Consider the following 24,128-nt stretch of genomic DNA (forward strand, 5'->3'; position numbering starts at 1 on the left):
AATCGCCCCCTTTTTCTTGGCAACGAGTCGAAGCCAATGATCGAACCCAAGCGCGTCCTGCGCGCCCTAGCCGAACACTGGGCCCTGATCGAGCCGCTGTGCGAGCGTTTCGACCAGGGCACCCTGAGCCTGGTCGAATTGCGTCAGCATGTGGCCCGCCAGCAGGTCGAGAGCACCCCGCAGGACATCACCCAGCTGCTCGACGTGTGGATCCGCCTGGATATCCTGGTCCCGGTGGCCAAGAGCCCGAACCGTTTCGAGCTCAACGCGCAGATCCACGATTTCCTCGCCTACCTGCGCCGCGAACACCGGCTGGGCCTGTGCCTGGAGATCGAAGCCTACCTGCGCCACCTGGAACGCCTGGCCGGGCATATCCAGGACGCCTTCGACAACCGCGACAGCGACGACCTGGCGCGCCAGCTGCGCCTGCTCGACATGCGCGTGCGCGATGTACTGAAGAAGCTCGACAACGACGAACAGGCACTGGTGGCCGTGGCCGAGCGGGCCAAGACCAGCAACCGCCAGATCCCGCTGCGCCAGCGCTATGCCGAAGTACTGGCGACCTGGGACGAGTACGTCGAGCCGATGATCCAGCTGGTCAACGCCGACGGCGCCTTCGAACAGGGCGTGCGCAAGGTCGAGACCGTGCTGCTGAAGCTGCTGGGCGAACAGGCGCGCCTGGGCCACCTGGTCGACGACGACATGCTGCTGCGCACCCACGCGCGCATCCTGGAAATGCAGACCAGCGCCCAGCTGACCCTGCGCCACGCCCGCGAACTGCTGCTGCCGCTGCGTGAAGAAGCCCGCCGGCACAACGCCGTGACCCGTGGCGCCGCACTGGCCCTGTCGGTGATCCGGCGCAAGGGCATCGACGCCGTACCGCAAGCGGCCATGCCGATGTTCACCCGCCCGCAAAGCACTTTCCTCGGCAGCGCCAGCCAGGTCGAGGCCTATGTCTACGCCCTGGCCCGCTTCGAGCCCAAGCCGGCGCGCTTCCCCAAGGCCCACAAGACCCAGTCCGGCGCCCTGCCCCGTGCACCGCGCACGGTCAAGGAAATGGCCGAACGCTGCGAACAGGCCCTGCCGCTGCCCGACCTGATGGTCTGGCTGCTGGAGCAGGAACCCGAAGGCGCCACCGACGAGCTGCTGTACTGGTTCTCGCGCCTGTCGCGGGAAAAGCGCTTCAAGCGCGAACGCCTCGACCGCCGCGAGTACATCACCCAGGAACACCTGGTCAGCCTGCGCTCGTTCGCCCTGACCTCCAGCCGCGAAGACGCCGCCAGCGCGCCTACCGAATCCAACGCGAGCCCAGCCCATGCATCTTGATCTTTCCGAACTGTCCCAGCTCGCGCCGATCTTCCGCGAGCTGTTCAAAGGCTTCCACGTCAGCCGCCGCGACCCCGAGCTGTACGCCCAGCTGTCGAACTTCCAGGACCAGTACCGCACCCTGTTCAAGGCCCTGGGCTTCGAACTGGTGTGCGACACCCGTGGCTTCTACTACTTCGTGCCGGACATGACCGCCGCGCAGGTCAACAAGACCGCGCAGCGCCTGTCGCTGTTCACCTTCATCCTGGTCGAACACCTGGCCGACCAGGGCCGCGACCCGATGGCCGTGCTTGATGGCGGCAGCATCGGCCGTGACGAACTGCCCTCGCTGCTGGACAAGTACCGCGACCTGTTCCTGCAGGCCGAAGTGCAGACCGTGGACGAGCTGGAAGAAAAAATCCTGCGCCGCATGACCCAGCTCGGCTTCGCCTTCGAGGAAGGCGGCATCTACCGCTTCCTGCCGCCGATGCATCGCTTCCTCGACGTGTGCCTGGCCGTGCAGCAGGACCGCGACCTGGCGGCCACCCTGCACAGCGACCTGCCGCTGCCGACCCCGGTACTGGTCGAGGAAGAAAGCCCAGAAGAACTCAACCGCACCGACGACCCGCTCGACCTCACCCCCTTCGAGGGCGAGGAAAGCGAAGAGGAAGCCCTGGCCCGGGCCATCCGCGAAGAGCAACAGGAGATTGACGCATGAGCCAGGAACGCTACGGCATCCGCCGCTTCGCACTGCTCAACACCGCCGGCTACAGCCTTGGCCTGTTTCCGCTGGAGCACCCATTGTCGGTATACGGTGCCAACAACCTGGGTAAATCGGCGTCGATCAACGCCCTGCAGTTCCCGATCCTGGCGCGCATGTCGGACATGAGCTTCGGCAAGTACAGCCTCGAGCAGTCGCGCCGCTTCTACTTCGCCAGCGACACCTCGTACATTCTCTGCGAACTGAGCCTGCCCCACGGCCCGCACGTCATCGGCGTTGTCGGCCGCGGCCCGGGCGGCGGTTTCGGTCACCAGTTCTTTGCCTACAAGGGCGAACTGGACCTGGCCCACTACCAGAAGAACGACACCTGCCTGCGCCAGAAAGAGCTGTTCACCAACCTCGAGCGCCTGGGGATCAAGGCCTACGAGCTGAAGCCGGACGAACTGCGTCGTCTGCTGGTCGGTGGCCACACCTCGGTGCCGCTGGACCTGACCATGATCCCGCTGCGCTCGACCAGCGAGCAAAGCCTGAAAACCTTCCGCGCGCTGTTCATCAACCTGCTGCACATGCGCGAAATCACCGCCGCCAAGCTCAAGCAGCTGTTCCTCGACGCTTTCGAGCACAGCCTGCGCTCTGGCAGCGTCGACTATATCGCCGCGTGCGAGGAAGCCTTCCGCGACGTGCGCCGCATGGAACAGGACTACAACGCCCTGGTCGCCGCCGGCCCGCTGGTCGAGGCCCTGGCCGGTGGCGTGGCCCAGCGCGACATCCTGCGCGGCAAGCTGCACCGCATTTCGCCAGTGCTCGACACCCTGCTGGGCACCTGGCAGGAATACGCCATGGCGCGCAAGGAAGAGCTGGTGATCCAGGCCGAGCACTACCGTGGCGAGCAGGACCGCCTGCAGAACGACCAGCGCGGCGGTACTCAGGAGCTGATGCGCCTGGAGCGTGAAATCACCGGTATCCAGCGCTGGCTGGGCGAGCTGTCGGTGCTCAAGCACCGCTTCGCCCTGGTCGATGACGTCAAGGTGCTGGAGCAGCAACTGCTGGCGGCCAAGGACGCCCACGACGAACTGGCCGGCGCCCTGGCCCAGTCGCGCCAGTTCAGCGCCGAAGACCTGGACGAACGCGTCCGCGACCTGGAAAAGCGCCTGAAGCAGGTCAAGCAGCAGCTCGACCACGCCGACAACAACAGCTACGCCCGCCTGCGCGAAGAGTTCTCCCAGCAGGACGTCGACCGCCTGATGCGCCTGTTCAATGGCGCGCTGTTCAGCCTGCCGCTGGGTGACCGCGGTATCGAACTGGACGACAGCGACCTGTGGGTAAAATCGCTGGAAGCGGTACTCGACGGCTTCAAGGGCGAACGCTTCGAAGCCCCGGGCCTGTCCATCGACCTGTCGCACATCGACCCACCGGCGCTGCAGGCCCTGGCCGACCGTGCGGCCCTGCGTGACCAGAAAGAGCGCCTGGAAAAAGAGCTGAAGCAGCTCAAGACCCAACAGGCCGTGGCCGCCGACCGCTCCGCCTCCAAGGCGCAGACCGAGGCCCTGTACCAGGAAGTACTGGACGCGCAGAAAGCGCTGGAAGACTTCCGCCGCAGCGAAACCCTGGCCGCCGAAGAGCCCGAGAAGCTGGAGCAGCTGTCGCAGCTCGAAGCCGCGCAGGACGAACTCAAGCGCTCCAGCGACGCCTTCACCGAACGCGTCCAGCAGCTGTCGGCCAAGCTGCAACTGGTCGGCCGGCAGATCGGCGACCTCGAGGCCAAGCAGCGCACCCTGGAGGACGCCCTGCGCCGTCGCCAGCTGCTGCCGGCCGACCTGCCCTACGGCACGCCGTACATGGAAGCCATCGACGACTCGATGGACAACCTGCTGCCACTGCTCAACGACTACCAGGACAGCTGGCAGAGCCTGCAGCGGGTGGACAACCAGATCGAGGCGCTGTACGCCCAGGTGCGCCTGAAAGGCGTGGCCAAGTTCGACAGCGAAGACGACATGGAACGCCGCCTGCAGTTGCTGGTGAATGCCTACGCTCACCGCACCGACGAAGCCCTGACCTTGGCCAAGGCACGCCGCGCCGCGGTCACCGACATCGCCCGGACCCTGCGCAACATCCGCAGCGACTACGACAGCCTCGAGCACCAGCTGGCCCTGTTCAACCGCGAGATCAACAAGCGCCAGGTATCCAACCTGGAGAGCTTCCGCGTGGTGCTGGCGCCGAACAAGGAAGCGCTCAAGCACATTGACCAGATCATCCACAGCGCCGGTCAGTACGAAGAAGGCGAAACCCTGTCGGTGTTCGACCTGACCCAGAGCGCCGAGCAGGACAACAAGAACGAAGAGGCCAAGGAATACCTGGCACGGCTGGTGGCAGCCAACCACAACCAGCTGGGCCTGAAGGACCTGTTCGAGCTGGCGTTCGAGATCACCAAGGTCAACGGCCAGCCGGTGATCCATGCCGACATCGACGGCGCGGCATCCAACGGCACCACCATGACCATCAAGGCGCTGACCAACATGTACCTGTTGCTGCACCTGATGGACCGCGACCTGGCCGGGCGCATCCGCCTGCCGTACTACCTGGACGAAGCGGCGGACATCGACGAACGCAACCAGGCTGCGCTGCTGGAAACCAGCCTGCAGCTGGGCTTCGTGCCGATCCTGGCGAGCGTGAAGCCGCAGGTGTCTGCGCGCGTGGCGATCGACCTGGAAGGTGGTAGCGGGCCGAATGGCATCTACATCGACGAGGCGGACTGGAAGTTCATCAGCCGTCGGGATGAGGTGAAGGCGGTTGTGCGTGAGGATCATCAGGCCGAGGAATTGGCCTGAGGTAATTGGGGCCGCGTTGCGGCCCTATCGCCGGCAAGCCAGCTCCCACAGATATTGCACAAGCCCCGAGGCCTGCAATGTACCTGTGGGAGCTGGCTTGCCGGCGATGGAGGCCGAAGGCCTCCCAGGATCTACCAGGCTATCAATGAGCCCAAGGCAGAATCGGAATCGCGGTCACCGCATTCTGCGGGCTGCCTTCGATCATGCGGTCGCTGTACACCAGGTACACCAGCGTATTGCGCTTCTTGTCCAGGAAGCGCACCACCTGCATGGTCTTGAACACCAGCGAGGTGCGTTCCTTGAACACTTCCTCGCCATCCTTCAGCTCACCCTTGAAGCTGATCGGCCCGACCTGACGACAGGCAATCGATGCCTCCGCCCGGTCCTCCGCCAGCCCCAACCCACCCTTCACGCCGCCAGTCTTGGCCCGCGACAGGTAGCAGGTCACGCCCTCGACCTTGGGGTCGTCGAACGCCTCGACCACAATACGATCATTCGGCCCGAGGAACTTGAACACGGTGGACACCTGGCCGATTTCCTCGGCCCCGGCCAGCATCGGCAACGCCAGTGCCGCCACGGCAATCATCCTTTTCAGCACGTGCGCGCCCTCAGACCAGAACCAGGTTGTCGCGGTGCACCAACTCAGGCTCCGCGATATAGCCCAGGATGCTTTCGATGGCATCCGACGGCTGGCCAATGATCTTCTGCGCCTCCAGGGCGCTGTAGTTGGCCAGGCCGCGCGCCACTTCATGGCCGTCCGGGCCGACGCACACCACCATCTCGCCACGGCGGAAGCTGCCCTGCACGGTCTTCACGCCAACCGGCAGCAGGCTCTTGTTGGCCTGGCGCAGCGCCTGCACGGCACCGGCATCCAGCACCAGGGTGCCACGGGTCTGCAGGTGGCCGGCCAGCCACTGCTTGCGCGCGGCAAGCATGCCGCGCTCGGGCGACAGCAAGGTACCCAGACGTTCGCCAGCCTTGAGGCGATCCAGCACGCGCTCGATGCGGCCACCAATGATGATGGTATGGGCACCGGAACGGGCTGCCAGGCGCGCGGCGCGCAGCTTGGTCTGCATGCCGCCACGGCCCAGCGCACCACCGGTACCGCCGGCCACGGCGTCCAGTGCCGGGTCATCGGCACGGGCCTCGTAGATCAGCTGGGCGTCGGGGTTATTGCGCGGGTCGGCATCGAACATGCCATCGCGGTCGGTGAGAATCACCAGCAGGTCAGCCTCGACCAGGTTGGCCACCAGCGCCGCCAGGGTGTCGTTGTCGCCGAAGCGGATCTCATCGGTAACCACGGTATCGTTTTCGTTGATCACCGGCACCACGCCCAGGTCGACCAGCGTGCGCAGGGTGCTGCGGGCGTTCAGGTAGCGCTTGCGGTCGGACAGGTCGTCATGGGTCAGCAGGATCTGCGCGGTGTGCTTGCCGTGCTCGCCGAAGCTCGACTCCCAGGCCTGCACCAGGCGCATCTGGCCGATCGAGGCAGCCGCCTGCAGCTCGTTCATCGCACTCGGTCGCGACGTCCAGCCCAGCTGGCTCATGCCGGCAGCCACGGCCCCGGAGGAGACCAGTACCAACTCCACGCCTGCCTCACGCAGCGCGACCATCTGCTCGACCCAAACGGCCATGGCACCGCGGTCGAGGCCTTTGCCATCGGCGGTCAGCAGAGCACTGCCAATCTTCACGACCCAGCGCTTGGCGCCCGTCACCTTGCTTCGCATCTTCTTCCAACCTATGTCGAATCTGTAGATACCGTGGATACAAAAACGCCGCTCCAAAGAGCGGCGTTTAGTGTACTGCAACCGGTCAGTCGCGCACGTAAATGATTTCCGGGCCGTCTTCGTCGTCCTCGAAATCATCGTCCCAACCGTCATCGTCGCCGATGTCGTGAACGCTCTTGACGCCGGTACGGCGCAGGGTACGGGCGTCGTCCAGGGCCTGCAGCTGGGCACGGGCTTCGTCTTCGATGCGCTGGTCGAGGTCGGCCAGCTCTTCGGCGTAGGCCGGGTCGTTGGCCAGGCGGTCGGCGCGGTCTTCGAGGTAGCGCATCAGGTCGTGGCTGAGCTTTTCGGTGCCCTGCTTGGAGATGGCCGAAATCACGTAGACCGGGCCTTCCCACTGCAGGCGCTCGACCACTTCCTTGACCCGCTCGTCGCGCTCGTCTTCCATGACCATGTCGGCCTTGTTCAGCACCAGCCAGCGCTCACGCTCGGCCAGCGACGGGCTGAAGCGGGTCAGCTCGTTGACGATGACTTCGGCGGCATCGGCCGGGCTGCTTTCGTCCAGCGGCGCCATGTCCACCAGGTGCAGCAGCACGCGGGTACGCGCCAGGTGCTTGAGGAAGCGGATACCCAGGCCTGCGCCTTCGGAAGCACCTTCGATCAGGCCGGGGATGTCGGCGATGACGAAGCTCTTCCAGCGGTCGACGCTGACCACGCCCAGGTTCGGCACCAGGGTGGTGAACGGGTAGTCGGCCACTTTCGGCTTGGCGGCCGAAACCGAGCGAATGAAGGTGCTCTTGCCAGCGTTCGGCAGGCCCAGCAGGCCGACGTCGGCCAGCACTTTCATTTCCATCTTCAGGTCACGCTGGTCACCTGGCTTGCCCGGGGTGGTCTGGCGCGGTGCACGGTTGGTGCTGGACTTGAAGCGGGTGTTACCCAGGCCGTGCCAGCCGCCCTGGGCGACCATCAGCTTCTGGCCCGGGGTGACCAGGTCACCGATCACTTCCTGGGTGGAGGCGTCGATCACGGTGGTACCGACCGGCACACGCAGGAACAGGTCGTCGCCTTTCTTGCCGGTGCAGTCGGTGCTGCCGCCGTTGGCGCCACGCTGGGCTTCGTGGTGACGGGTGTAGCGATAGTCGACCAGGGTGTTGAGGTTTTCGTCGGCGATCATGTACACCGAACCACCGTCGCCACCGTCACCACCGTTGGGGCCACCGTTCTCGATGAACTTCTCGCGACGGAAGCTCATGCAACCGTTGCCGCCGTCACCGGCCTTGACCCGAATGGATACTTCGTCAACAAACTTCATTCAAAACCGCCTCTCGCCTGCTGGCGAGTTGAATACCTGAAAAACCTGAGGCTCTTGCAAAAATGAGCGCGGCGGCCCCGTACGACCGTAGAAACCCACGCCGGCAGCCCATACAAACAGCTTTGCAAGAGGCTCACCACAAACGAAAAAGCCCCGTCGCATGACGGGGCTTCTGGAGCGACGTCGCGATTAAGCGGCGACGATGCTCACGTAACGGCGCATGAACTCGCCTTTTTTCTCGAACTTGATCACGCCTTCGATCTTGGCGAACAAGGTGTGATCCTTGCCCATGCCAACGCCGTAGCCAGCGTGGAATTCGGTGCCGCGCTGACGGACGATGATGTTGCCTGGCTTGATAACCTGGCCGCCATACATCTTCACGCCAAGGCGTTTCGATTCTGAGTCGCGACCGTTACGAGTACTACCACCAGCCTTCTTGTGAGCCATGGTTCAATTCTCCAAATAAATTCAGGGGATCTAGGGGATTAAGCCTGGATACCGGTGATTTTGATCTCGGTGAACCACTGGCGGTGGCCCATACGCTTCATGTGGTGCTTACGACGACGGAACTTGATGATGCGAACCTTGTCGTGGCGGCCTTGCGAAACGACTTCGGCCACTACTTTAGCGCCAGCAACAACTGGAGCACCGATGGTGACTTCTTCACCGTTGGCGACCAGCAGGACGCGATCGAAGGTCACGGATTCGCCAGTGGCGACTTCCAGTTTTTCGATCTTGAGGAATTCACCTTCAGCGACTTTGTACTGCTTGCCGCCGGTAACGATTACTGCGTAAGACATGGTATTTCTCCGATAATCCTGCTCACCCAGCGCTTTATATGATGAGTATTGGCTGGCATGGCTGCACAGGGCTGGAACGGCCCGGCGCAATTGCGTAAGGCAGGTGCTGCCCAGGAAGTTAGGGTGCGCGATTGTACGCAACCGCGGTTTTGCTTGCAAGTACCGCCCCCGGGGCGCTGGCACCGCGCCTTGACACACCGGGACCTGCGACCTAGCATGCCGCGCAACCTCACTGGAGCAGCCGATGCAACCCCAATCCTTCTACCGCGCGGTGGCTGATGATTTCAGCGCCGTCGACGAGATCATCAAGAAGCAGCTGACCTCGCGCGTGCCGCTGGTATCGAAGATCGGCGACTATATCACGTCCGCCGGTGGCAAGCGCCTGCGCCCCCTGCTGGTGCTGCTGTGTGGCAAGGCCCTGGGCCGCGAAGGCGACGACCTGCGCCTGCTGGCTGCCACCATCGAATTCCTGCACACCGCTACCCTGCTGCACGACGACGTGGTCGACATGTCCGGCATGCGCCGTGGCCGCTCCACCGCCAATGCCCTGTGGGGCAATGCGCCGAGCGTGCTGGTGGGCGACTTCCTCTATTCGCGCTCGTTCGAGATGATGGTCGAACTGGGCTCGATGCCGGTCATGCAGATCCTTTCCAAGGCCACCCGCGTGATTGCCGAGGGTGAAGTGCTGCAGCTGTCGCGGGTACGCGACGCCAGCACCACCGAGGAAGTCTACATGGAGGTCATCCGCGGCAAGACCGCGATGCTGTTCGAGGCTTCGACCCACAGCGCCGCCGCGCTGGCCGAAGCCACCGACGAACAGCGCGAGGCCCTGCGTACCTTCGGTGACCACCTGGGCGTGGCGTTCCAGCTGGTCGACGACCTGCTGGACTACAAGGGCGACTCGCAGACCCTGGGCAAGAACGTCGGTGACGACCTGGCCGAAGGCAAGCCTACCCTGCCGCTGATCTACACCATGCGCGAAGGCACCGCCGAACAGGCTGCGCTGGTGCGCCAGGCGATCCAGAAGGGTGGCCTGGAAGACCTGGAGCAGATTCGCGTGGCGGTCGAGGAGTCGGGTGCGCTGAAGTACACGGCGGAGCTGGCGCGTGACTATGTGAAGCGTGCCATCCAGTGCCTGGAAGTGCTGCCGGCCAGCGAATATCGTGATGCGCTGGTCGAGCTGAGCGAGTTTGCTGTCGCGCGTACTCACTGATAGACCGAGTCGTATTCTTCGCGGGCTTGCCCGCTCCCACAGGGATCGCGCAAGCCTCAAAGGTAGCGCAGATCGTGTGGGAGCGGGCAAGCCCGCGAATGCTTTTGTCCGGACATAATCACTTCTGAAAAAATACCTTATACAATTCGGGTTTTTAACCGCCCGTCTGTTTGTTTGAGGAACCGAAGTGAGCACTCTGCCACCCTGCCCGAAATGCAACTCCGAATACACCTATGAGGATGGCACTCAGCTGATCTGCCCTGAATGCGCCCACGAGTGGTCGGCCAGCGGCGATGCCGAAGCGGCCAGCGACGAGGTGGTGAAGAAGGACTCGGTCGGCAACATCCTGCAGGATGGCGACACCGTCACCGTGATCAAGGACCTCAAGGTCAAGGGCTCGTCCCTGGTGGTCAAGGTCGGCACCAAGGTGAAGAACATCCGCCTGTGCGATGGCGATCACGACATCGACTGCAAGATCGACGGCATCGGCGCCATGAAGCTGAAGTCCGAGTTCGTACGCAAGGTCTGATTTTCCAAAAAACCGCCAATTGGCGCTTGCTATTCAGATAATAAGAATTATTCTCATTAGGACTGCTATCCAAGGAGAATAGCCATGACTTATCTGATCGACGCCTGGCTGGACCGCCCTCACCCCTACCTGCGCATTCTTCATCGGGAAACCGGCGAAGTGTGCGCGGTGCTTGAAGAAGAAGCGCTCGACGAGCTGCGCGACCAGGGCGACCTGGACATGAGCGGGCTGAACTCGAGTGAACCGGGGGTGCTCAAGGAACTGGTGCGGAATCTGTTTCTGTTCTGCTATGCGCGGGCGTTGCGCCCCGGGGGGACAGACTGGAATTGAGGCCAGCAGGGCCGGCCTCATCGCCGGCAAGCCAGCTCCCACAAGCACAACACAGGGTTCGAATGCTGTGGGGATCTTGTGGGAGCGGGCTTGCCCGCGAATGGGCCGCAAAGCGGCCCCAGCGGCATTACAGAACGTCGAGCAGCTCGACGTCGAACACCAGCACGCTGTGCGGCGGGATGCTGCCAACACCTTGGGCGCCGTAGGCCAGCTCGCTCGGCACGTACAGGCGCCATTTGCTGCCAGCGTTCATCAGCTGCAGGGCTTCGGTCCAGCCAGCGATCACACCACCTACCGGGAATTCAGCCGGCTGACCACGGTCGTAGGAGCTGTCGAACACAGTGCCGTCGATCAGGGTGCCGTGGTAGTGGGTGCGCACGTTGTCTTCGCGGGTCGGCTTGGCGCCTTCGCCTGCGGTCAGTACTTCGAACTGCAGGCCCGAAGCCAGGGTGGTGATGCCGTCACGCTTGGCGTTCTCGACCAGGAATGCCTTGCCAGCAGCAGCAGCGGCTTCAGCCTTGGCGGCTGCTTCGGCTTGCATCATGTCGCGGATGACCTTGAAGCTGGCCGACAGGTCGGCTTCGCTGACGCGGCTGTCGGCGCCGTTGAAGGCATCGGTCAGGCCGGCCAGGATGGCTTCCAGGCTGACGCCTGGTGGCGGGTTGTCGCGCAGCTGGCCGCCCAGCTGACGGCCGATGCCGTAGCTGACGCGAGTTTCGTCGGTGGACAGGTTGAGTTCGGACATTGTCGTGCTCCACTGCAGGGCGCAGTGAAGCCGCGCCCTTGATGAAAAGGGCGAGCAGCCTAGCACACTGGGGCGCTGCGAGCAGCTACCAGGCCGAGCGCTGGGAAATCGGCACCTTCAAGTCTTCTTCCGGGTGCGTGCCCATACCGCACATTTCGTCCTGCACCGACCAGTGCACCAGGTTCATCGAGACCATGGGGATGGTTTGCAGCAACTTGCGCGCGTCCTCCACCGAATGTACGCGCAAGCGTTCACCACGGGCATCGGACAGGGGGTGGGGGTGGCCTTTGATCCGGGCCTCGAGCAGGTAGTCACCACCTTCGATGGCGATCAGGTTCAGTTCGTCCACATGGCCAGCCCTGGCCTCGGTGTTGAGCTGATGCAGGTTCATGAGAGCACCTCGCGATGGGAACCACGCATGAGAGCTCATTTTTTGTACAGAAAGGGAGAATGCACAAGGCATGACTGACGCCGCTCGTCAGGTGGACCGTGCCGGCCTCTTCGCGGGCTTGCCCGCTCCCACAGGGATTGCGAAGAGGCCTGACAGGCTCAGTGCTTGGTCAGCTTGTCCAGGTAACCCATGCAGAATGCCGAGACCACGAAGGTCATGTGGATGATCACGTACCACATCAGGTAATCGGTGGAGATGTTCTGTGCATCCATGAACACCCGCAGCAGGTGGATGGACGAAATGGCCACGATCGACGCGGCAACCTTCATCTTCAGCGACGAAGAGTCCATCTTGCCCAGCCAGTTGAGCTTTTCCTTGCTCTCGTCGATGTCCAGTTGCGAGACGAAGTTCTCGTAGCCGGAGATCATCACCATCACCAGCAGGCCGCCCACCAGCGACATGTCGATCAGCGACAGGATCACCAGGATCAGGTCGGCTTCGCTGAGGGCGAAGACGTTGGGCAGGACGTGGACCACTTCCTGGAAGAATTTCAGCGCCAGGGCCAGCAGGCCGAGGGACAGGCCGAAGTAGATGGGGGCGAGCAGCCAGCGCGAGGCATACATCGCGTTTTCGAGGATACGTTCCATGGAGGGTTGGGACTCATCAGGTGACTAAAAAGCGACGGCGAGTATAGCCAGCCACCTGTTACAGCAAAAGCCCGGTGAACGGGGCTGCTTTGCAGCCCAATCGCCGGCAAGCCAGCTCCCACAGGTTGATCACCGACCTGTGGCCTTTGCTTTACCTGTGGGAGCTGGCTTGCCGGCGATGAGGCCAGTAAAACTTACTCAGGTCTCAGGATGAAACTGGTAATCCCCCAGGTTCCGACACCGCTCACCGTTGATCCGCCGCAACTGCGCCTGCAAATGCAAACACCAGATCTGCGGATCCTCGGCCACCTGGTACCCATGCAAGGTCAGGCTGTCGACAATGGCATTGAGTACCGATTCGGCCACCAACGGCCCATGGAACGGCCCTTGGGCCTTGATCGCGGACGGTTGTTCACCGGCCATGCCGGCGGCGAACAGCAGCGTCCACATGCCGTTGTCCCCGGCCAGCGGACGGATGCTGCATTCGATGCGGGTCACCAGGCCCAGGCACTGGCGTGTGAGGCTGAGATTGCGCATGGCCGCGCCCCCTCCAAAAAGCCTTGTTCAGCCTGAACCTCAGGCTGTTTCCATCCTGAACGCTGATACCGTCCTTAAGTTCCAGCATAGAAGAACGGTACAGAAAGATGGAAAACCGGCGCTGAACGGTAGCACATCGCCGCCAGCGCCGGTTTCTTGACTCAGGCCGGCTTGGCCTGGGCAATTACCTCTTCCAGGCGTTCTTTCTCCGCCTTCTCGATTTCTTCCTCGCTGATCATCTCGGCAATCTCACGCAGGCGCTCCACCACCCGGGCGTTGACGCTGCCCTCGGTGAACTGGCCCTTGTCATCCAGCACACCGGCCTCCTCGCCCACCAGCAGGCTCAACGCCTCGTCGGCCTGGCTGACCGCGTACACGTGGAACATGCCGTTCTCCACTGCCTGCAGCACGCGCTCGTCGAGCATCAGCGTGGCGACGTTGGCACGCGGGATGATCACCCCCTGCTCGCCGGTCAGGCCACGCGCCTCGCACAGGCGGAAGAAGCCCTCAATCTTCTCGTTGACCCCACCCACCGCCTGCACTTCACCAAACTGGTTGATCGAGCCGGTAATGGCGAAGCACTGCTTGAGCGGTGTGCGCGACAAGGCCGAGATCAGCGTGCAGGCTTCGCCCAGCGAGGCGCTGTCACCGTCCACATAGCCGTAGGACTGTTCCAGGGCGATGCTCGCCGAGATCGCCAGCGGGAACTCCTGGGCATAGCGGCTGCCCAGGTAGCCGGTGAGGATCATCACACCCTTGGAGTGAATCGGCTGGCCGAGGTTGACCTCGCGCTCGATGTCGACGATACCGCTGCCGCCCGGGTACACGGTGGCGGAGATGCGCGCCGGCATACCGAACGCCGAATCCCCCACTTCCAGCACGGTCAGGCCGTTGCACTTGCCGATGGCAGCGCCTTCGGTGTCGATCAGGATGATGCCGGCGAGCATGTCGTCCAGCACCCGCTGCGAAACACGCCCGGTACGGGTGGCCTTGGCCTTGAGCGCACGCTCGATGTGCCCGGCGTCGGTCATTTCGTCACTGGCCAGCTGGCGGATGAAATCGGCTTCGCTGACCAGCTGGAACAGGTCGCCGATACGCGCCGACAGACGCGACTGGTTTTCTGCCAGGCGGGCGCTGTAGGTGGCCAGGCGCGCCACCGCGTCACTGGTCAGTGGCGCCATGCCCTCTTCGTTGGTGCGGGTGCGCAACAGCTGGGCGAACTGCTCCAGGTTCTCGTCGACCATGGGCATGTCTTCGTCGAAGTCCACCAGCACCCGGAACATCTCCTGGAAGTCCGGGTCGTGGTCCTGCAGCGCGTAATACAGCTGGCGCGAACCGATGATGACCAGCTTGATGTTCAGCGGGATCATCTGCGGTGTCAGGCTGACGGTGGCCACCCGGCCCAGCTCGCCCAGTGGCGACTCCATCTTCAACTTGCGCGACTGCAGCGCACGCTTGAGCGCGTCCCAGACGAACGGCTCGCCCAGCATCTTCTCGGCTTCCAGAATCAGGAAGCCGCCGTTGGCGCGGTGCAGTGCGCCCGGGCGCAGCTGGCGGTACGAGGTGTACAGCGCACCCTGGTCGGTGCTGTATTCGATACGGCCAAACAGGTTGTCGTAGGTCGGGTGCGGTTCGAACACCACCGGCGCACCGCCGTCGGCGTGGTGGCCGACCACCAGGCTTGGGGCGTACTGCTCTTCCAGCAGCTTGCGCGCGGCCGCGTCGGTCTTGCTGTCATCGACCAGTTGCTCGACCACGGTACGCAGCAGGTTCAGCTGCACCGACTGCAGGTAGGCGCAGACCGCAGCGTTCTCGGCGTACTTCTCCGACAGCGGCGCCAGCAACGGTTGCAGGGCCAGGGTGATGGTTTCTTCGTTGAGCTGGCGCAGTTGGTTGTTCGACTCGCGTTTCCATTGCGGCAGGCTGGCCAGCTCTTCGTTCAGGCGTTCCTCGAGCAGGGCAATATCCTCGTGGAACTGCTCGCGCACCTCTTCCGGCAACTGGGCGAATTCGGCTTCATCCAGCGCCTTGCCGTCGGCCATCGGGGTGAAGGCGACGTTGCTGGCGTCGCGGTACAGGGCCACGTCCTTTTCCAGCGAGGCGCGCTCGATCACATCCAGGGCGCGGTCGTAACGCTGGTTGAAGGCGCGGTCGATGGCGCCTTTCTTCTGCTGGTACGACGGGTGCTCGAACACCGCCGGGAAGGTCGACAACAGGTTGTCGATCAGCCCGCTCATGTCGCTGATGAACGCCCCGGCGCTGCCGGACGGCAACTCCAGTGCGCGGGGTTCACGGGTGTCATCGAAGTGGTTGACGTAGACCCAGTCGGCCGGGGTCTGCTGGCGCTTGCCCTCGGCCTTGAGGTAGCGCTTGACGAACGAGAAGCGGCCGGTGCCGGGCTCGCCCATCACGTACACGTTGTAACCAGGGCGCGGCATGGCCACGCCGAACTGCAGGGCCTCGACAGCACGCTCCTGGCCCAGGACTCCGCGAAACGGCTCCAGATCGTCGGTATTGGTAAAGGCAAACTGCTCGGGGGAGAAACGCCGGGTCAGGGCTTCAGGCGCGAGACGCAGGCGCGCAGCGACAGGATCGGGCATTGGGTTTCCTTACTTCGGCGGGGCAGATACGCAGCATTCTGGCGCTGCCCGCGCGCGCCTTGCAAGGCTCCACGGGACTTTATGTCGCAGCCGGTGCGGGTCATGTAACAGCAAATTTTTCGCAATCAACAACGCAACTCTTAGATCGTGCCTAAACTCCAAGCTGCGCGGGTGGGTGAAAAGCTTTCCCGACCTGGCAACCGAGTTGCCAGAAACCCTGACCCTTGGTTAAGTCAAATAGAGAACAAATGCTATGAAACGGATTCTTCTGGGTACTCTGTTCACCGTGGTCTCGATCAATGCCATGGCCGAAGCGCCAGGCGGCCCGAACTGCGGTTGGGGCAACATGCTGTTCGAAGGCCAGCGCGGCACTCCGGCACACTTCCTGGCTTCTACCACCAACGGCACCTCCGGTAACGCCACCTTCGGCATGACCTCCGGCACCAACGGCTGCTCGACCAAGGCCTCGCTGACCTACGGCGGCAAGTCCTGGTTCGCCATGAACGGCATGATGAATGAGCTTTCCGAAGACATGGCCATGGGCCAGGGCGAAGCACTGACCACCTATGCCGTGGTTCTCGGCGTGGCCCCGGAAGACCGTGGCTACTTCGCATCGGTCACCCACCAGCACTTCAACCAGATCTTCAGCAGCGCCGACGTCACTGCCGAAACCGTCCACAGCAACACCCTGGCTGTTCTGAAGAACGACCCACGCCTGGCCAAATACGCAACCGAGGCCTGAGTGCAGCTGCTCCCGCCCCGGCCCCGGGGCGGGTTTCGCCTTTTTTCGGCATCGTTAAGAAGTAGTTGCCCGACATGCTCAAACGCTTCGTATCCCTGGCGCTGTGTGCCTGCGCCCCTGTTCATGCCGCGCCCGTGCTGGACCAAGGCCGTGTCCAGCAACTGGCCAACACCCCTTACTGGATTGCCCTGGGCCATTACGAAACCGCCAAGCTGGGTGGCTGGCGCAGCTATGTGGACGATGATGCGTTCTTCCTCGCCGAGGATGGTGCGCACCACCCCGACCAGGAGCTGCAAGCCACGGTCGAAGCGCTGTACGCCCCGGCCAGCCTCGGCGACAAACATGCCCAGTGCGTATTCCCGGCGCGCACCCGCTGGCTGCGCGAACAGCTCGACCTGCAAGACTTGCCGCAACCGGACTGCCAGGAATTCACCACCTGGTACCAGTCGATCGACCCGCACAGTGCGGCGCTGATCTTCCCGGCGGCCTACCTGAACAGCCCGTCATCGATGTTCGGCCACACCTTGCTGCGCATCGACCAGTCCAACACCCGCAGCGACGACACCACGTTGCTGAGCTACGCGATCAACTTCGGCGCCTACATCGAAGGCAGCGACAACAGCATCCTGTACGCCTGGAAGGGCCTGATGGGCGGCTACCCGGGCCTGTTCGCGCTGATGCCCTACCAGGAAAAACTGTCCGAATACCGCAGCCTGGAAAACCGCGACCTGTGGGAGTACCAGCTGGACCTGACCCCGGAAGAAACCGGGCGCATGGTCGAACATGTGTGGGAGCTGAAGCAGGTCCAGTTCGACTACTTCTTCTTCGACGAAAACTGCTCGTACCGCCTGCTGGAACTGCTGCAGGTGGCCCGGCCGAGCCTGGACCTGACCTCGCAGTTCCCGCTGACCGCCATCCCGACCGACACGGTGAAGGCCGTGAAGCAGTCCGGCATGGTCGCCAGCGAGACGTACCGCCCCTCTCGCGAACGTGAACTGCTGGCCCGGGCCGAGCCGCTCGATCACGACGAAAAGCGCCAGGTGCTGGCTGCAAGCGCCGACACCGCGCACCTGCAGAGCCCCGAGTTCAAGGCCCTCCCCCGCCAGCGCCAGGCGCTGGTGCAGGATGCCGCGTACCGCCTGGAGCGTTACCGCGCCAATGGCCAGGAGCGCGACCCTGGGCAGGCGAAACGCAGCTTCGAGCTACTGCGAGCGATCAACAGCAACCCGCCACCGCCCCTGCAGATCGAGCGCCCGGGCCTGCCCGAGGACGGCCATGACTCGCGCACCTGGCAGCTTGGCGTGGGCACCCGCGAAGACCGCGCCTACGCCGAGTACGGCCTGCGCATGGCCTACCACGACCTGAACGACAACGCCTATGGCTTCCCGCTGGGGGCGCAGATCGAGATCCTGCAGCTGAAGCTGCGTCAGTACGAAGGCAATGACTGGCAGGTGCAGCGCCTGGACCTTGCCACCATCCGCTCGCTGACGCCGCGCAACGAGCTGCTCAAGCCTTGGTCGTGGCAGGTGGCCGGCGGGCTGGAGCGGGTGCCGGGCAAGCATGATGACGAAGTGCTGGTGAGCCATGTGAACGGCGGGGCCGGCGGCACCTGGCAACTGGCCGACGGGTTGCTGGGCTTTGCCCTGGGCACGGTGCGGATCGAGCACCACAATGATTTTGCCCAGTTCATCGCCCCGGCGGCGGGCTTCAATGGCGGGCTGCTGTGGCGCAACGGGCTGGGCAACATGACGCTGGAGGCCAAGGGCGACTACTTCACCAATGGCGAGGTACGGCGCAGTGTGAGTTTGAACCAGCAGTGGGAGATCAGCCAGAACCTGGGGGTGCGGTTGAGTGCTTCGCGGGAATTCAGCCACCTGGCTACGGCGCAGAACGAGGTGATGCTTGAGCTGAAGTGGTACCACTACTGAGGCCGCTTTGCGGCCTTTCGCGGGCATGCCCGCTCCCACAGGTACTGCACTGGCCTCGAATCCTGGGGTGATCCTGTGGGAGCGGGCGTGCCCGCGAATGGGCCAGTGAGGTCAGCAGAGCAGTGTGAACCAACCGACTCTTTGACACTGTTTTAACGGCCCCCCGACAAATCGCCACCTAGACTTTCCAGTATCAACCGGAGGGTTTTGTGGTTATGTCGCGGTACTGGTTTGGCGTGTGCATGGCGTTGTTGCTGTCTGGTTGCGAAACCACCCACGAGCAGATGGTCAACCAGGGTTATCCCCCCGCCTATGCCGATGGCTTCCAGGATGGCTGCAGCAGCGGCCGCCAGGCGGCAGGGCTGATGGTCGGCGGCTTTCGCAAGGACGTGCCGCGCTACCTGCACGAGCGCCAGTACGAAAGTGGCTGGGACGACGGCTTTCGCCAGTGCCACGCCATGCAGAACAGCGAAGAACAGCGCCAGTACCACGAGCGCTTCTGGGACCAGCGCGAGCGCGACTGGGAGCAGGAAAAGGACCGCGACGCCGCACGCGCCTATCGCCACAACTGAGTCGCAAACGGACATCCCTTGAAACCGGCGGCCTGCGATGATGGTCTCCTGCACAAGGAGGCCACGCATGAGCCGAGCATTCGTCAACGAAGACCAGGCCGCCGCCCAGGCTGATCAGCCGGTCGAGCGACGGGTCAGCGAACAACCCAACTACGTGACCGCCAGCGGCCTGCGCCAGCTGCAGGAGCGCGTGGCCGAACTGAACGCCCTGCGCAGCGAACTGCAGGCACAGGGCGAACGTGGCGACAAGCAGCGGCTGGCGGATACCGAACGGGACCTGCGCTACTTCAGCGCGCGGGTGCAGAGTGCCCAGGTGGTGCCGGCGGCGACATCGCGCAGCAAGGTGCAGATTGGTAGCCGGGTGCGGTTTGTCGATGGGCAGGATCAGGAGCAAGTGGTAAGGCTGGTGGGCGAGGATGAGGCGGATGCCGGGCGGGGGTTGATCAACTGGGGTTCGCCGTTGGGGCGGGCTTTGCTTGGCGCGGGGCCTGGGGATGAGGTGGTCTGGCGGCGGCCGGTGGGGGAGCAGGTGATCGAGGTGATCGAAATTGAAGGTGGGCCCTAGGGGTCGCTTCGCGCCCCATCGCCGGCAAGCGCGGCTCCCACAGGAAGCGCGCAGCTCTCAAGCCTTGTTCAGTACCTGTGGGAGCCGCGCTTGCCGGCGATGGGCTGCAAAGCAGCCCCTAGGGCCTCGAATCAGACCACGCCCTGCGCCAGCATCGCATCAGCCACTTTCACGAAGCCTGCGATGTTCGCACCTTTGACGTAGTTGATGCTGCCATCCGCCTCTTCACCGTAATGCACGCAAGCATGGTGAATCGACTGCATGATGTTGTGCAGCTTGCTGTCCACCTCACCGGCAGTCCACAGCAGGCGCATGGCGTTCTGCGACATCTCCAGGCCCGACACGGCCACGCCGCCGGCGTTGGAGGCCTTGCCCGGGGCGTACAGGATGCCCGCTTCCAGGAAGATATCCACAGCCTCGAGGGTGGTCGGCATGTTGGCGCCTTCGGCCACGCAGATGCAGCCATTGCGCAGCAAGGTGCGGGCGTCTTCGGCGTCCAGCTCGTTCTGCGTGGCACACGGCAGGGCGATGTCGCACGGCAGGCTCCACGGGGTCTGGCCCTTGCGGAACTCCAGGCCGAACTGCGCGGCCAGTTCGCTGATGCGGCCACGCTTGACGTTCTTCAGCTCCATCACCGCATCCCACTGGGCATCGGTCAGGCCAGCTTCGGCGTACAGGGTGCCTTCGGAGTCGGACAGCGAAATCACCTTGCCGCCCAGGTCCATGACCTTGCGCGCGGCATACTGGGCCACGTTACCCGAACCGGAAATCGCCACGCGGCAGCCATCGATACGCTTGTCCTGGCGCTTGAGCATTTCCTCGGCGAAGTACACGCAGCCGTAGCCGGTGGCTTCCGGGCGGATCAGGCTGCCGCCGTAGGTCATGCCCTTGCCGGTCAGCACCGAAGTGAACTGGTTGGCCAGGCGCTTGTACTGGCCGAACATGAAGCCGATTTCGCGGGCGCCCACGCCGATGTCGCCGGCCGGGACGTCCAGGTCTGCGCCAATGTGGCGGTACAGCTCGCTCATGAACGCCTGGCAGAAGCGCATGACTTCGGCATCGCTCTTGCCTTTGGGGTCGAAGTCCGAGCCGCCTTTGCCGCCGCCCATGGGCAGCGAGGTGAGGGAGTTCTTGAACACCTGCTCGAAGGCCAGGAACTTGAGCACGCCCAGGTTGACCGACGGGTGGAAGCGCAGGCCGCCCTTGTACGGGCCGATGGCGCTGCTCATCTGGATGCGGTAGCCGCGGTTGACCTGCACCTTGCCCTGGTCATCGACCCAGGATACGCGGAACAGCACGGCGCGCTCGGGCTCGACCATGCGCTCCAGAATGCCGGCCTGCAGGTAATGCGGGTTGGCCTCGAGGAATGGCCACAGGCTGCGCAGCACTTCTTCCACAGCCTGGTGGAATTCAGGTTGGGCCGGGTCGCGTTGCTTCAGGCGCGCGAGGAAATTGTCGACAGATTCGATCATGGTAGACATCTCACCAAGAGGATTGGACTTATTGGTTTTTTCAGGAATGTACCAAGAAGCAATCGCACCGGAATAGGGCGAAATGTCGTTTTTTTGAAATTATTTGGTGCGTTTTCTATAAGTGTATACAAAACCACATGTCGGCGGCGGCTTCTTCGCGGGCTCGCCCGCTCCCACAGGTTTATCACAGGCCTTGGGTTCCAGGGGCTCCTGTGGGAGCGGGCATGCCCGCGAATGAAGCCAGCACCACTTTCCAGCCAGGCACAAAAATGGGGCCTCAAAGGGCCCCATTCTTGTGCATCAGAATACCGGCTTACTGGGCCAGCTTCTTGTGCCGTACACGGTGCGGCTGGGCAGCAGCATCGCCCAGGCGCTTCTTGCGGTCGGCTTCGTACTCGGTGTAGTTACCCTCGAAGAACACCACGTTCGAGTCGTCTTCGTACGCCAGGATGTGGGTAGCCACACGGTCCAGGAACCAACGGTCGTGGGAGATCACGATCGCCGCGCCCGGGAAGTCCAGCAGGGCTTCTTCCAGCGAACGCAGGGTTTCGACGTCGAGGTCGTTGGACGGTTCGTCGAGCAGCAGGACGTTACCGCCCTCCTTCAGGGTCAGGGCCAGGTGCAGGCGGCCACGCTCACCACCGGACAGGTCCTTGACGAACTTCTGCTGGTCGCCACCCTTGAAGTTGAAGCGGCCCACATAGGTACGCGACGGGATCTCGTAGTTGCCGATGCGGATCATGTCGGACCCGTCGGAAACCTGCTGGAACACGGTCTTGCCGCCGTCCAGGTCTTCGCGGCTCTGGTCGACGCAGGCCAGCTGCACGGTTTCACCGATCTCGATGCTGCCCGAGTCCGGCTGTTCCTTGCCCATCAGCATGCGGAACAGGGTCGACTTACCGGCACCGTTACCACCGATCACACCGACGATGGCGCCTTTAGGCATGGAGAACGACAGGTTGTCGATCAGCACGCGGTCGCCGTAGCCCTTGGTGACGTTCTTGAACTCGATGACCTTGTCGCCCAGGCGCGGACCGGCCGGGATGTAGATCTCGTTGGTTTCGCTGCGCTTCTGGAATTCCTGCGACTGCATTTCTTCAAAGCGCTGCAGACGGGCCTTGGACTTGGACTGGCGGGCCTTGGCGCCTTTGCGCACCCATTCCAGTTCCTCTTTCATGGCCTTCTCGTGGGCGCTCTGCTGCTTGGATTCCTGCGCCAGGCGCTCGGACTTGGCTTCCAGCCAGCCCGAGTAGTTGCCTTCGTACGGGATGCCGGCGCCGCGGTCCAGTTCCAGGATCCAGCCGGCAACGTTGTCGAGGAAGTAACGGTCGTGGGTAATGGCTACCACGGTGCCCGGGAAGTCGTGCAGGAAGCGCTCCAGCCAGGCCACCGAGTCGGCGTCCAGGTGGTTGGTCGGTTCGTCCAGCAGCAGCATGTCTGGGGCCGACAGCAGCAGGCGGCACAGGGCCACGCGGCGCTTCTCACCACCGGACAGGTGCTCGATGCGTGCGTCCCAGGCCGGCAGGCGCAGGGCGTCGGCGGCAACGTCCAGCTGGCGCTCAAGGTTGTGGCCGTCGGCGGCCTGCAGGATGGCTTCCAGCTTGGCCTGCTCGGCGGCCAGCTTGTCGAAGTCGGCATCCGGTTCGGCGTAGGCCGCATAGACCTCGTCCAGGCGCGCCTGGGCGTCCTTGATCACGCTGACCGCTTCCTCGACCACTTCGCGCACCGACTTGTTCGGGTCCAGTTGCGGTTCCTGCGGCAGGTAGCCAACGTTGATGTCGGGCATCGGACGGGCTTCGCCGTCGAATTCCTTGTCGACGCCCGCCATGATCCGCAGCAGGGTCGATTTACCGGCGCCGTTCAGGCCGAGCACGCCGATCTTGGCGCCCGGGAAGAACGACAGGGAAATGTTCTTGAGAATTTCCCGCTTCGGCGGCACGACCTTGCTCAGCCGATGCATGGTGTAGACGTATTGAGCCATTCTGGATACCCCAGTCTAAAGGTTAAGAAATACCGGGCAGCCCACGTGAATTTGACCGGGCTGCCATTGCCAAAAAATTCGTTGTCTGGCGTCGCGCTGTTAATTTGGGCTGCAAAAACGCGTAAACAGCCTTCTCGCCATGAAAATGATCCGTTGCGCAGCTGGCGAGGATTGGCCGGGGGTCTGGATGCCGTCGCTGGGTGGTGCAACGCAGTGAAGCAGCCTTTTTCCGCCCTACCTCATGTTCTCGCTACAAAAATCGACCTCGCCATGACGCTCAGAGCCGGCAGGCTGCTCGCTCCTGTGGCGCCTGCGCCAGTCGTCGCCGCTGCCAAGCTGGCTATCATCTCAACTACGTGCGACACGCTCAACTGTTCGCCTGCTGGGTGGCAGAAAGGTAGTCATGTTCATCATTGGATAAAGGGAGGCTGAGCAAAGCGGAGCATGACCCTCTGGTATAGGCGAAGACGGGGCTTGGCCTGCGGACTGAGCATCAGCAGCGAAGAACGTGAATTTTTCATTGCCGTGGGCGAGCGAATTGCCCGCCTGCGCAAAGAACACGGCATCACCCACACTCTGTTGCGCAGATGCTCGATGCCCTGATCGCTCAAGCCACGACCAAAGCAAGCAGCGAAGGAAAGGAGATTTTGCAGTAAGCAGATAAAACAACACCGGCGCATGGCCGGTGCAGAATGAGGACACCTATCAAATATGAGCAGAAATTCGTTTATATAAAAACTCATAAAAATCTGAAGCGTAATTAACATCTTCACCAGACGGAAGTCGAAGATTCACGGGACACTCACCATCTTTAAACTTTGAATAGTCAAAGAAAAAGACTTCCCCCATATCAGTTTCGCTAATCACAAGCTTTTTGCCATCTACCAGATTATTTTTTATGCCCAAAATATGCTGATAGACAATATCCCCTCCATTGACACCCTCAAAGTCCACGCCATAGATACTGTAAATTTCTTCAGTACCAATCTCGCCACCCGCATACGTCTTTAAAAACCACTTGTACGACCCTGGTAGTTCAAGCCCTAGCCGCTGCTCGGCCTTCTCAATCCAGTCATCACCCACGCAATCGGCCTGGCTACCAAAGCACACGATATCAGGATGCAGTGATACTAAATCCTCAATTTGATGCGTCGTAACTTGGCTCATTCTCAATTCCTAAAGT

At 62.9% G+C, this 24,128-nt stretch carries 23 protein-coding genes; 10 read left to right on the forward strand and 13 right to left on the reverse strand.

The features are described from left to right. The first annotated feature begins 36 nt into the window (after nt 1–36). From mksB to mksF, 3 genes are read left to right on the forward strand one after another with little or no spacing between them, the layout of a single operon-like run. On the forward strand, nt 37–1,326 hold the full coding sequence (gene mksB, locus CAG44_RS23355) for an Mks condensin complex protein MksB (protein ID WP_024086237.1): 1,290 nt from the start codon (nt 37–39) through the stop codon (nt 1,324–1,326). Next, a complete protein-coding gene (gene mksE / locus CAG44_RS23360; protein WP_025337638.1) occupies nt 1,316–2,023 on the forward strand; it encodes an Mks condensin complex protein MksE in 708 nt (235 codons plus the stop codon). The genes mksB and mksE overlap by 11 nt, the downstream gene beginning before the upstream one ends. After that, nucleotides 2,020–4,854, forward strand: coding sequence for an Mks condensin complex protein MksF (gene mksF / locus CAG44_RS23365; protein ID WP_015268901.1), 2,835 nt, complete (start codon nt 2,020–2,022; stop codon nt 4,852–4,854). The genes mksE and mksF overlap by 4 nt, the downstream gene beginning before the upstream one ends. A 142-nt stretch (nt 4,855–4,996) precedes the next feature. Here mksF and CAG44_RS23370 read toward each other — a convergent pair whose 3' ends face one another. The 5 genes from CAG44_RS23370 to rplU all read right to left on the reverse strand — a co-directional run bounded on the left by CAG44_RS23370 (nt 4,997) and on the right by rplU (nt 8,693). Continuing rightward, on the reverse strand, nt 4,997–5,440 hold the full coding sequence (locus tag CAG44_RS23370; protein WP_038407896.1) for a CreA family protein: 444 nt from the start codon (nt 5,438–5,440) through the stop codon (nt 4,997–4,999). 22 nt (nt 5,441–5,462) lie between these two features. Then, nucleotides 5,463–6,581, reverse strand: a complete 1,119-nt coding sequence (proB, locus tag CAG44_RS23375) for a glutamate 5-kinase (RefSeq protein WP_025337635.1) — start codon at nt 6,579–6,581, stop codon at nt 5,463–5,465. A gap of 85 nt (nt 6,582–6,666) precedes the next feature. Continuing rightward, nucleotides 6,667–7,893: an Obg family GTPase CgtA gene (gene cgtA, locus CAG44_RS23380; protein ID WP_025337634.1), complete on the reverse strand. Its 1,227-nt coding sequence runs from the start codon at nt 7,891–7,893 to the stop codon at nt 6,667–6,669. Nucleotides 7,894–8,082: 189 nt separating this feature from the next. Continuing rightward, the gene (gene rpmA, locus CAG44_RS23385) at nt 8,083–8,340 is read right to left on the reverse strand and encodes a 50S ribosomal protein L27 (protein ID WP_003247464.1); all 258 of its coding nucleotides are present in this window, start codon (nt 8,338–8,340) and stop codon (nt 8,083–8,085) included. 38 nt (nt 8,341–8,378) lie between these two features. After that, the gene (gene rplU, locus CAG44_RS23390; protein WP_003247466.1) at nt 8,379–8,693 is read right to left on the reverse strand and encodes a 50S ribosomal protein L21; all 315 of its coding nucleotides are present in this window, start codon (nt 8,691–8,693) and stop codon (nt 8,379–8,381) included. A gap of 244 nt (nt 8,694–8,937) precedes the next feature. Between rplU and CAG44_RS23395 the strand changes: the two genes are divergently transcribed. The 3 genes from CAG44_RS23395 (at nt 8,938) to CAG44_RS23405 (ending at nt 10,765) form a co-directional block, all read left to right on the forward strand. Continuing rightward, entirely contained in the window at nt 8,938–9,906 is a 969-nt protein-coding gene (locus tag CAG44_RS23395; RefSeq protein WP_003256318.1) for a polyprenyl synthetase family protein, read from the forward strand. A 187-nt stretch (nt 9,907–10,093) separates the two neighbouring features. Continuing rightward, nucleotides 10,094–10,435: a zinc ribbon domain-containing protein YjdM gene (locus CAG44_RS23400; RefSeq protein ID WP_009686103.1), complete on the forward strand. Its 342-nt coding sequence runs from the start codon at nt 10,094–10,096 to the stop codon at nt 10,433–10,435. An 84-nt stretch (nt 10,436–10,519) separates the two neighbouring features. Beyond that, nucleotides 10,520–10,765: a hypothetical protein gene (locus CAG44_RS23405; RefSeq protein WP_003256316.1), complete on the forward strand. Its 246-nt coding sequence runs from the start codon at nt 10,520–10,522 to the stop codon at nt 10,763–10,765. 127 nt (nt 10,766–10,892) lie between these two features. Here CAG44_RS23405 and CAG44_RS23410 read toward each other — a convergent pair whose 3' ends face one another. From CAG44_RS23410 to CAG44_RS23430, 5 genes are all read right to left on the reverse strand, one after another. After that, nucleotides 10,893–11,510: an FKBP-type peptidyl-prolyl cis-trans isomerase gene (locus CAG44_RS23410; RefSeq protein ID WP_085693085.1), complete on the reverse strand. Its 618-nt coding sequence runs from the start codon at nt 11,508–11,510 to the stop codon at nt 10,893–10,895. Between the two features lie 85 nt (nt 11,511–11,595). Beyond that, a complete protein-coding gene (locus CAG44_RS23415; RefSeq protein ID WP_015268897.1) occupies nt 11,596–11,901 on the reverse strand; it encodes a DUF6482 family protein in 306 nt (101 codons plus the stop codon). Between the two features lie 158 nt (nt 11,902–12,059). Further along, entirely contained in the window at nt 12,060–12,548 is a 489-nt protein-coding gene (locus CAG44_RS23420; RefSeq protein WP_003247486.1) for a TIGR00645 family protein, read from the reverse strand. Between the two features lie 198 nt (nt 12,549–12,746). Next, nucleotides 12,747–13,085, reverse strand: coding sequence for a hypothetical protein (locus tag CAG44_RS23425; protein ID WP_003247487.1), 339 nt, complete (start codon nt 13,083–13,085; stop codon nt 12,747–12,749). 161 nt (nt 13,086–13,246) lie between these two features. Continuing rightward, nucleotides 13,247–15,685, reverse strand: coding sequence for a Lon protease family protein (locus CAG44_RS23430; protein WP_075043716.1), 2,439 nt, complete (start codon nt 15,683–15,685; stop codon nt 13,247–13,249). 253 nt (nt 15,686–15,938) lie between these two features. Between CAG44_RS23430 and CAG44_RS23435 the strand changes: the two genes are divergently transcribed. The 4 genes from CAG44_RS23435 to CAG44_RS23450 all read left to right on the forward strand — a co-directional run bounded on the left by CAG44_RS23435 (nt 15,939) and on the right by CAG44_RS23450 (nt 19,492). After that, a complete protein-coding gene (locus tag CAG44_RS23435; protein WP_003256313.1) occupies nt 15,939–16,427 on the forward strand; it encodes a DUF3015 domain-containing protein in 489 nt (162 codons plus the stop codon). Nucleotides 16,428–16,501: 74 nt separating this feature from the next. After that, nucleotides 16,502–18,355, forward strand: a complete 1,854-nt coding sequence (locus tag CAG44_RS23440) for a DUF4105 domain-containing protein (RefSeq protein ID WP_085693086.1) — start codon at nt 16,502–16,504, stop codon at nt 18,353–18,355. Nucleotides 18,356–18,570: 215 nt separating this feature from the next. Then, nucleotides 18,571–18,927, forward strand: a complete 357-nt coding sequence (locus CAG44_RS23445) for a hypothetical protein (protein ID WP_025337630.1) — start codon at nt 18,571–18,573, stop codon at nt 18,925–18,927. A 67-nt stretch (nt 18,928–18,994) separates the two neighbouring features. Further along, nucleotides 18,995–19,492 (forward strand): GreA/GreB family elongation factor, encoded by a 498-nt coding sequence (locus CAG44_RS23450; protein WP_085693087.1) that lies wholly within the window; start codon nt 18,995–18,997, stop codon nt 19,490–19,492. Nucleotides 19,493–19,623: 131 nt separating this feature from the next. Here the strand turns inward: CAG44_RS23450 and gdhA are convergent, their stop codons facing one another. From gdhA to CAG44_RS23465, 3 genes are all read right to left on the reverse strand, one after another. Next, nucleotides 19,624–20,964, reverse strand: a complete 1,341-nt coding sequence (gene gdhA / locus CAG44_RS23455; RefSeq protein WP_015268894.1) for an NADP-specific glutamate dehydrogenase — start codon at nt 20,962–20,964, stop codon at nt 19,624–19,626. Between the two features lie 313 nt (nt 20,965–21,277). After that, nucleotides 21,278–22,945, reverse strand: coding sequence for an energy-dependent translational throttle protein EttA (gene ettA / locus CAG44_RS23460; RefSeq protein ID WP_015268893.1), 1,668 nt, complete (start codon nt 22,943–22,945; stop codon nt 21,278–21,280). Nucleotides 22,946–23,650: 705 nt separating this feature from the next. Next, the gene (locus CAG44_RS23465) at nt 23,651–24,112 is read right to left on the reverse strand and encodes an SMI1/KNR4 family protein (protein ID WP_085693088.1); all 462 of its coding nucleotides are present in this window, start codon (nt 24,110–24,112) and stop codon (nt 23,651–23,653) included. Between the last annotated feature and the right edge of the window lie 16 nt (nt 24,113–24,128).

This window comes from Pseudomonas sp. B13(2017) (assembly GCF_002113245.1).
In the GTDB taxonomy this organism is placed as follows: Bacteria; Pseudomonadota; Gammaproteobacteria; order Pseudomonadales; family Pseudomonadaceae; genus Aquipseudomonas; species Aquipseudomonas putida_Z.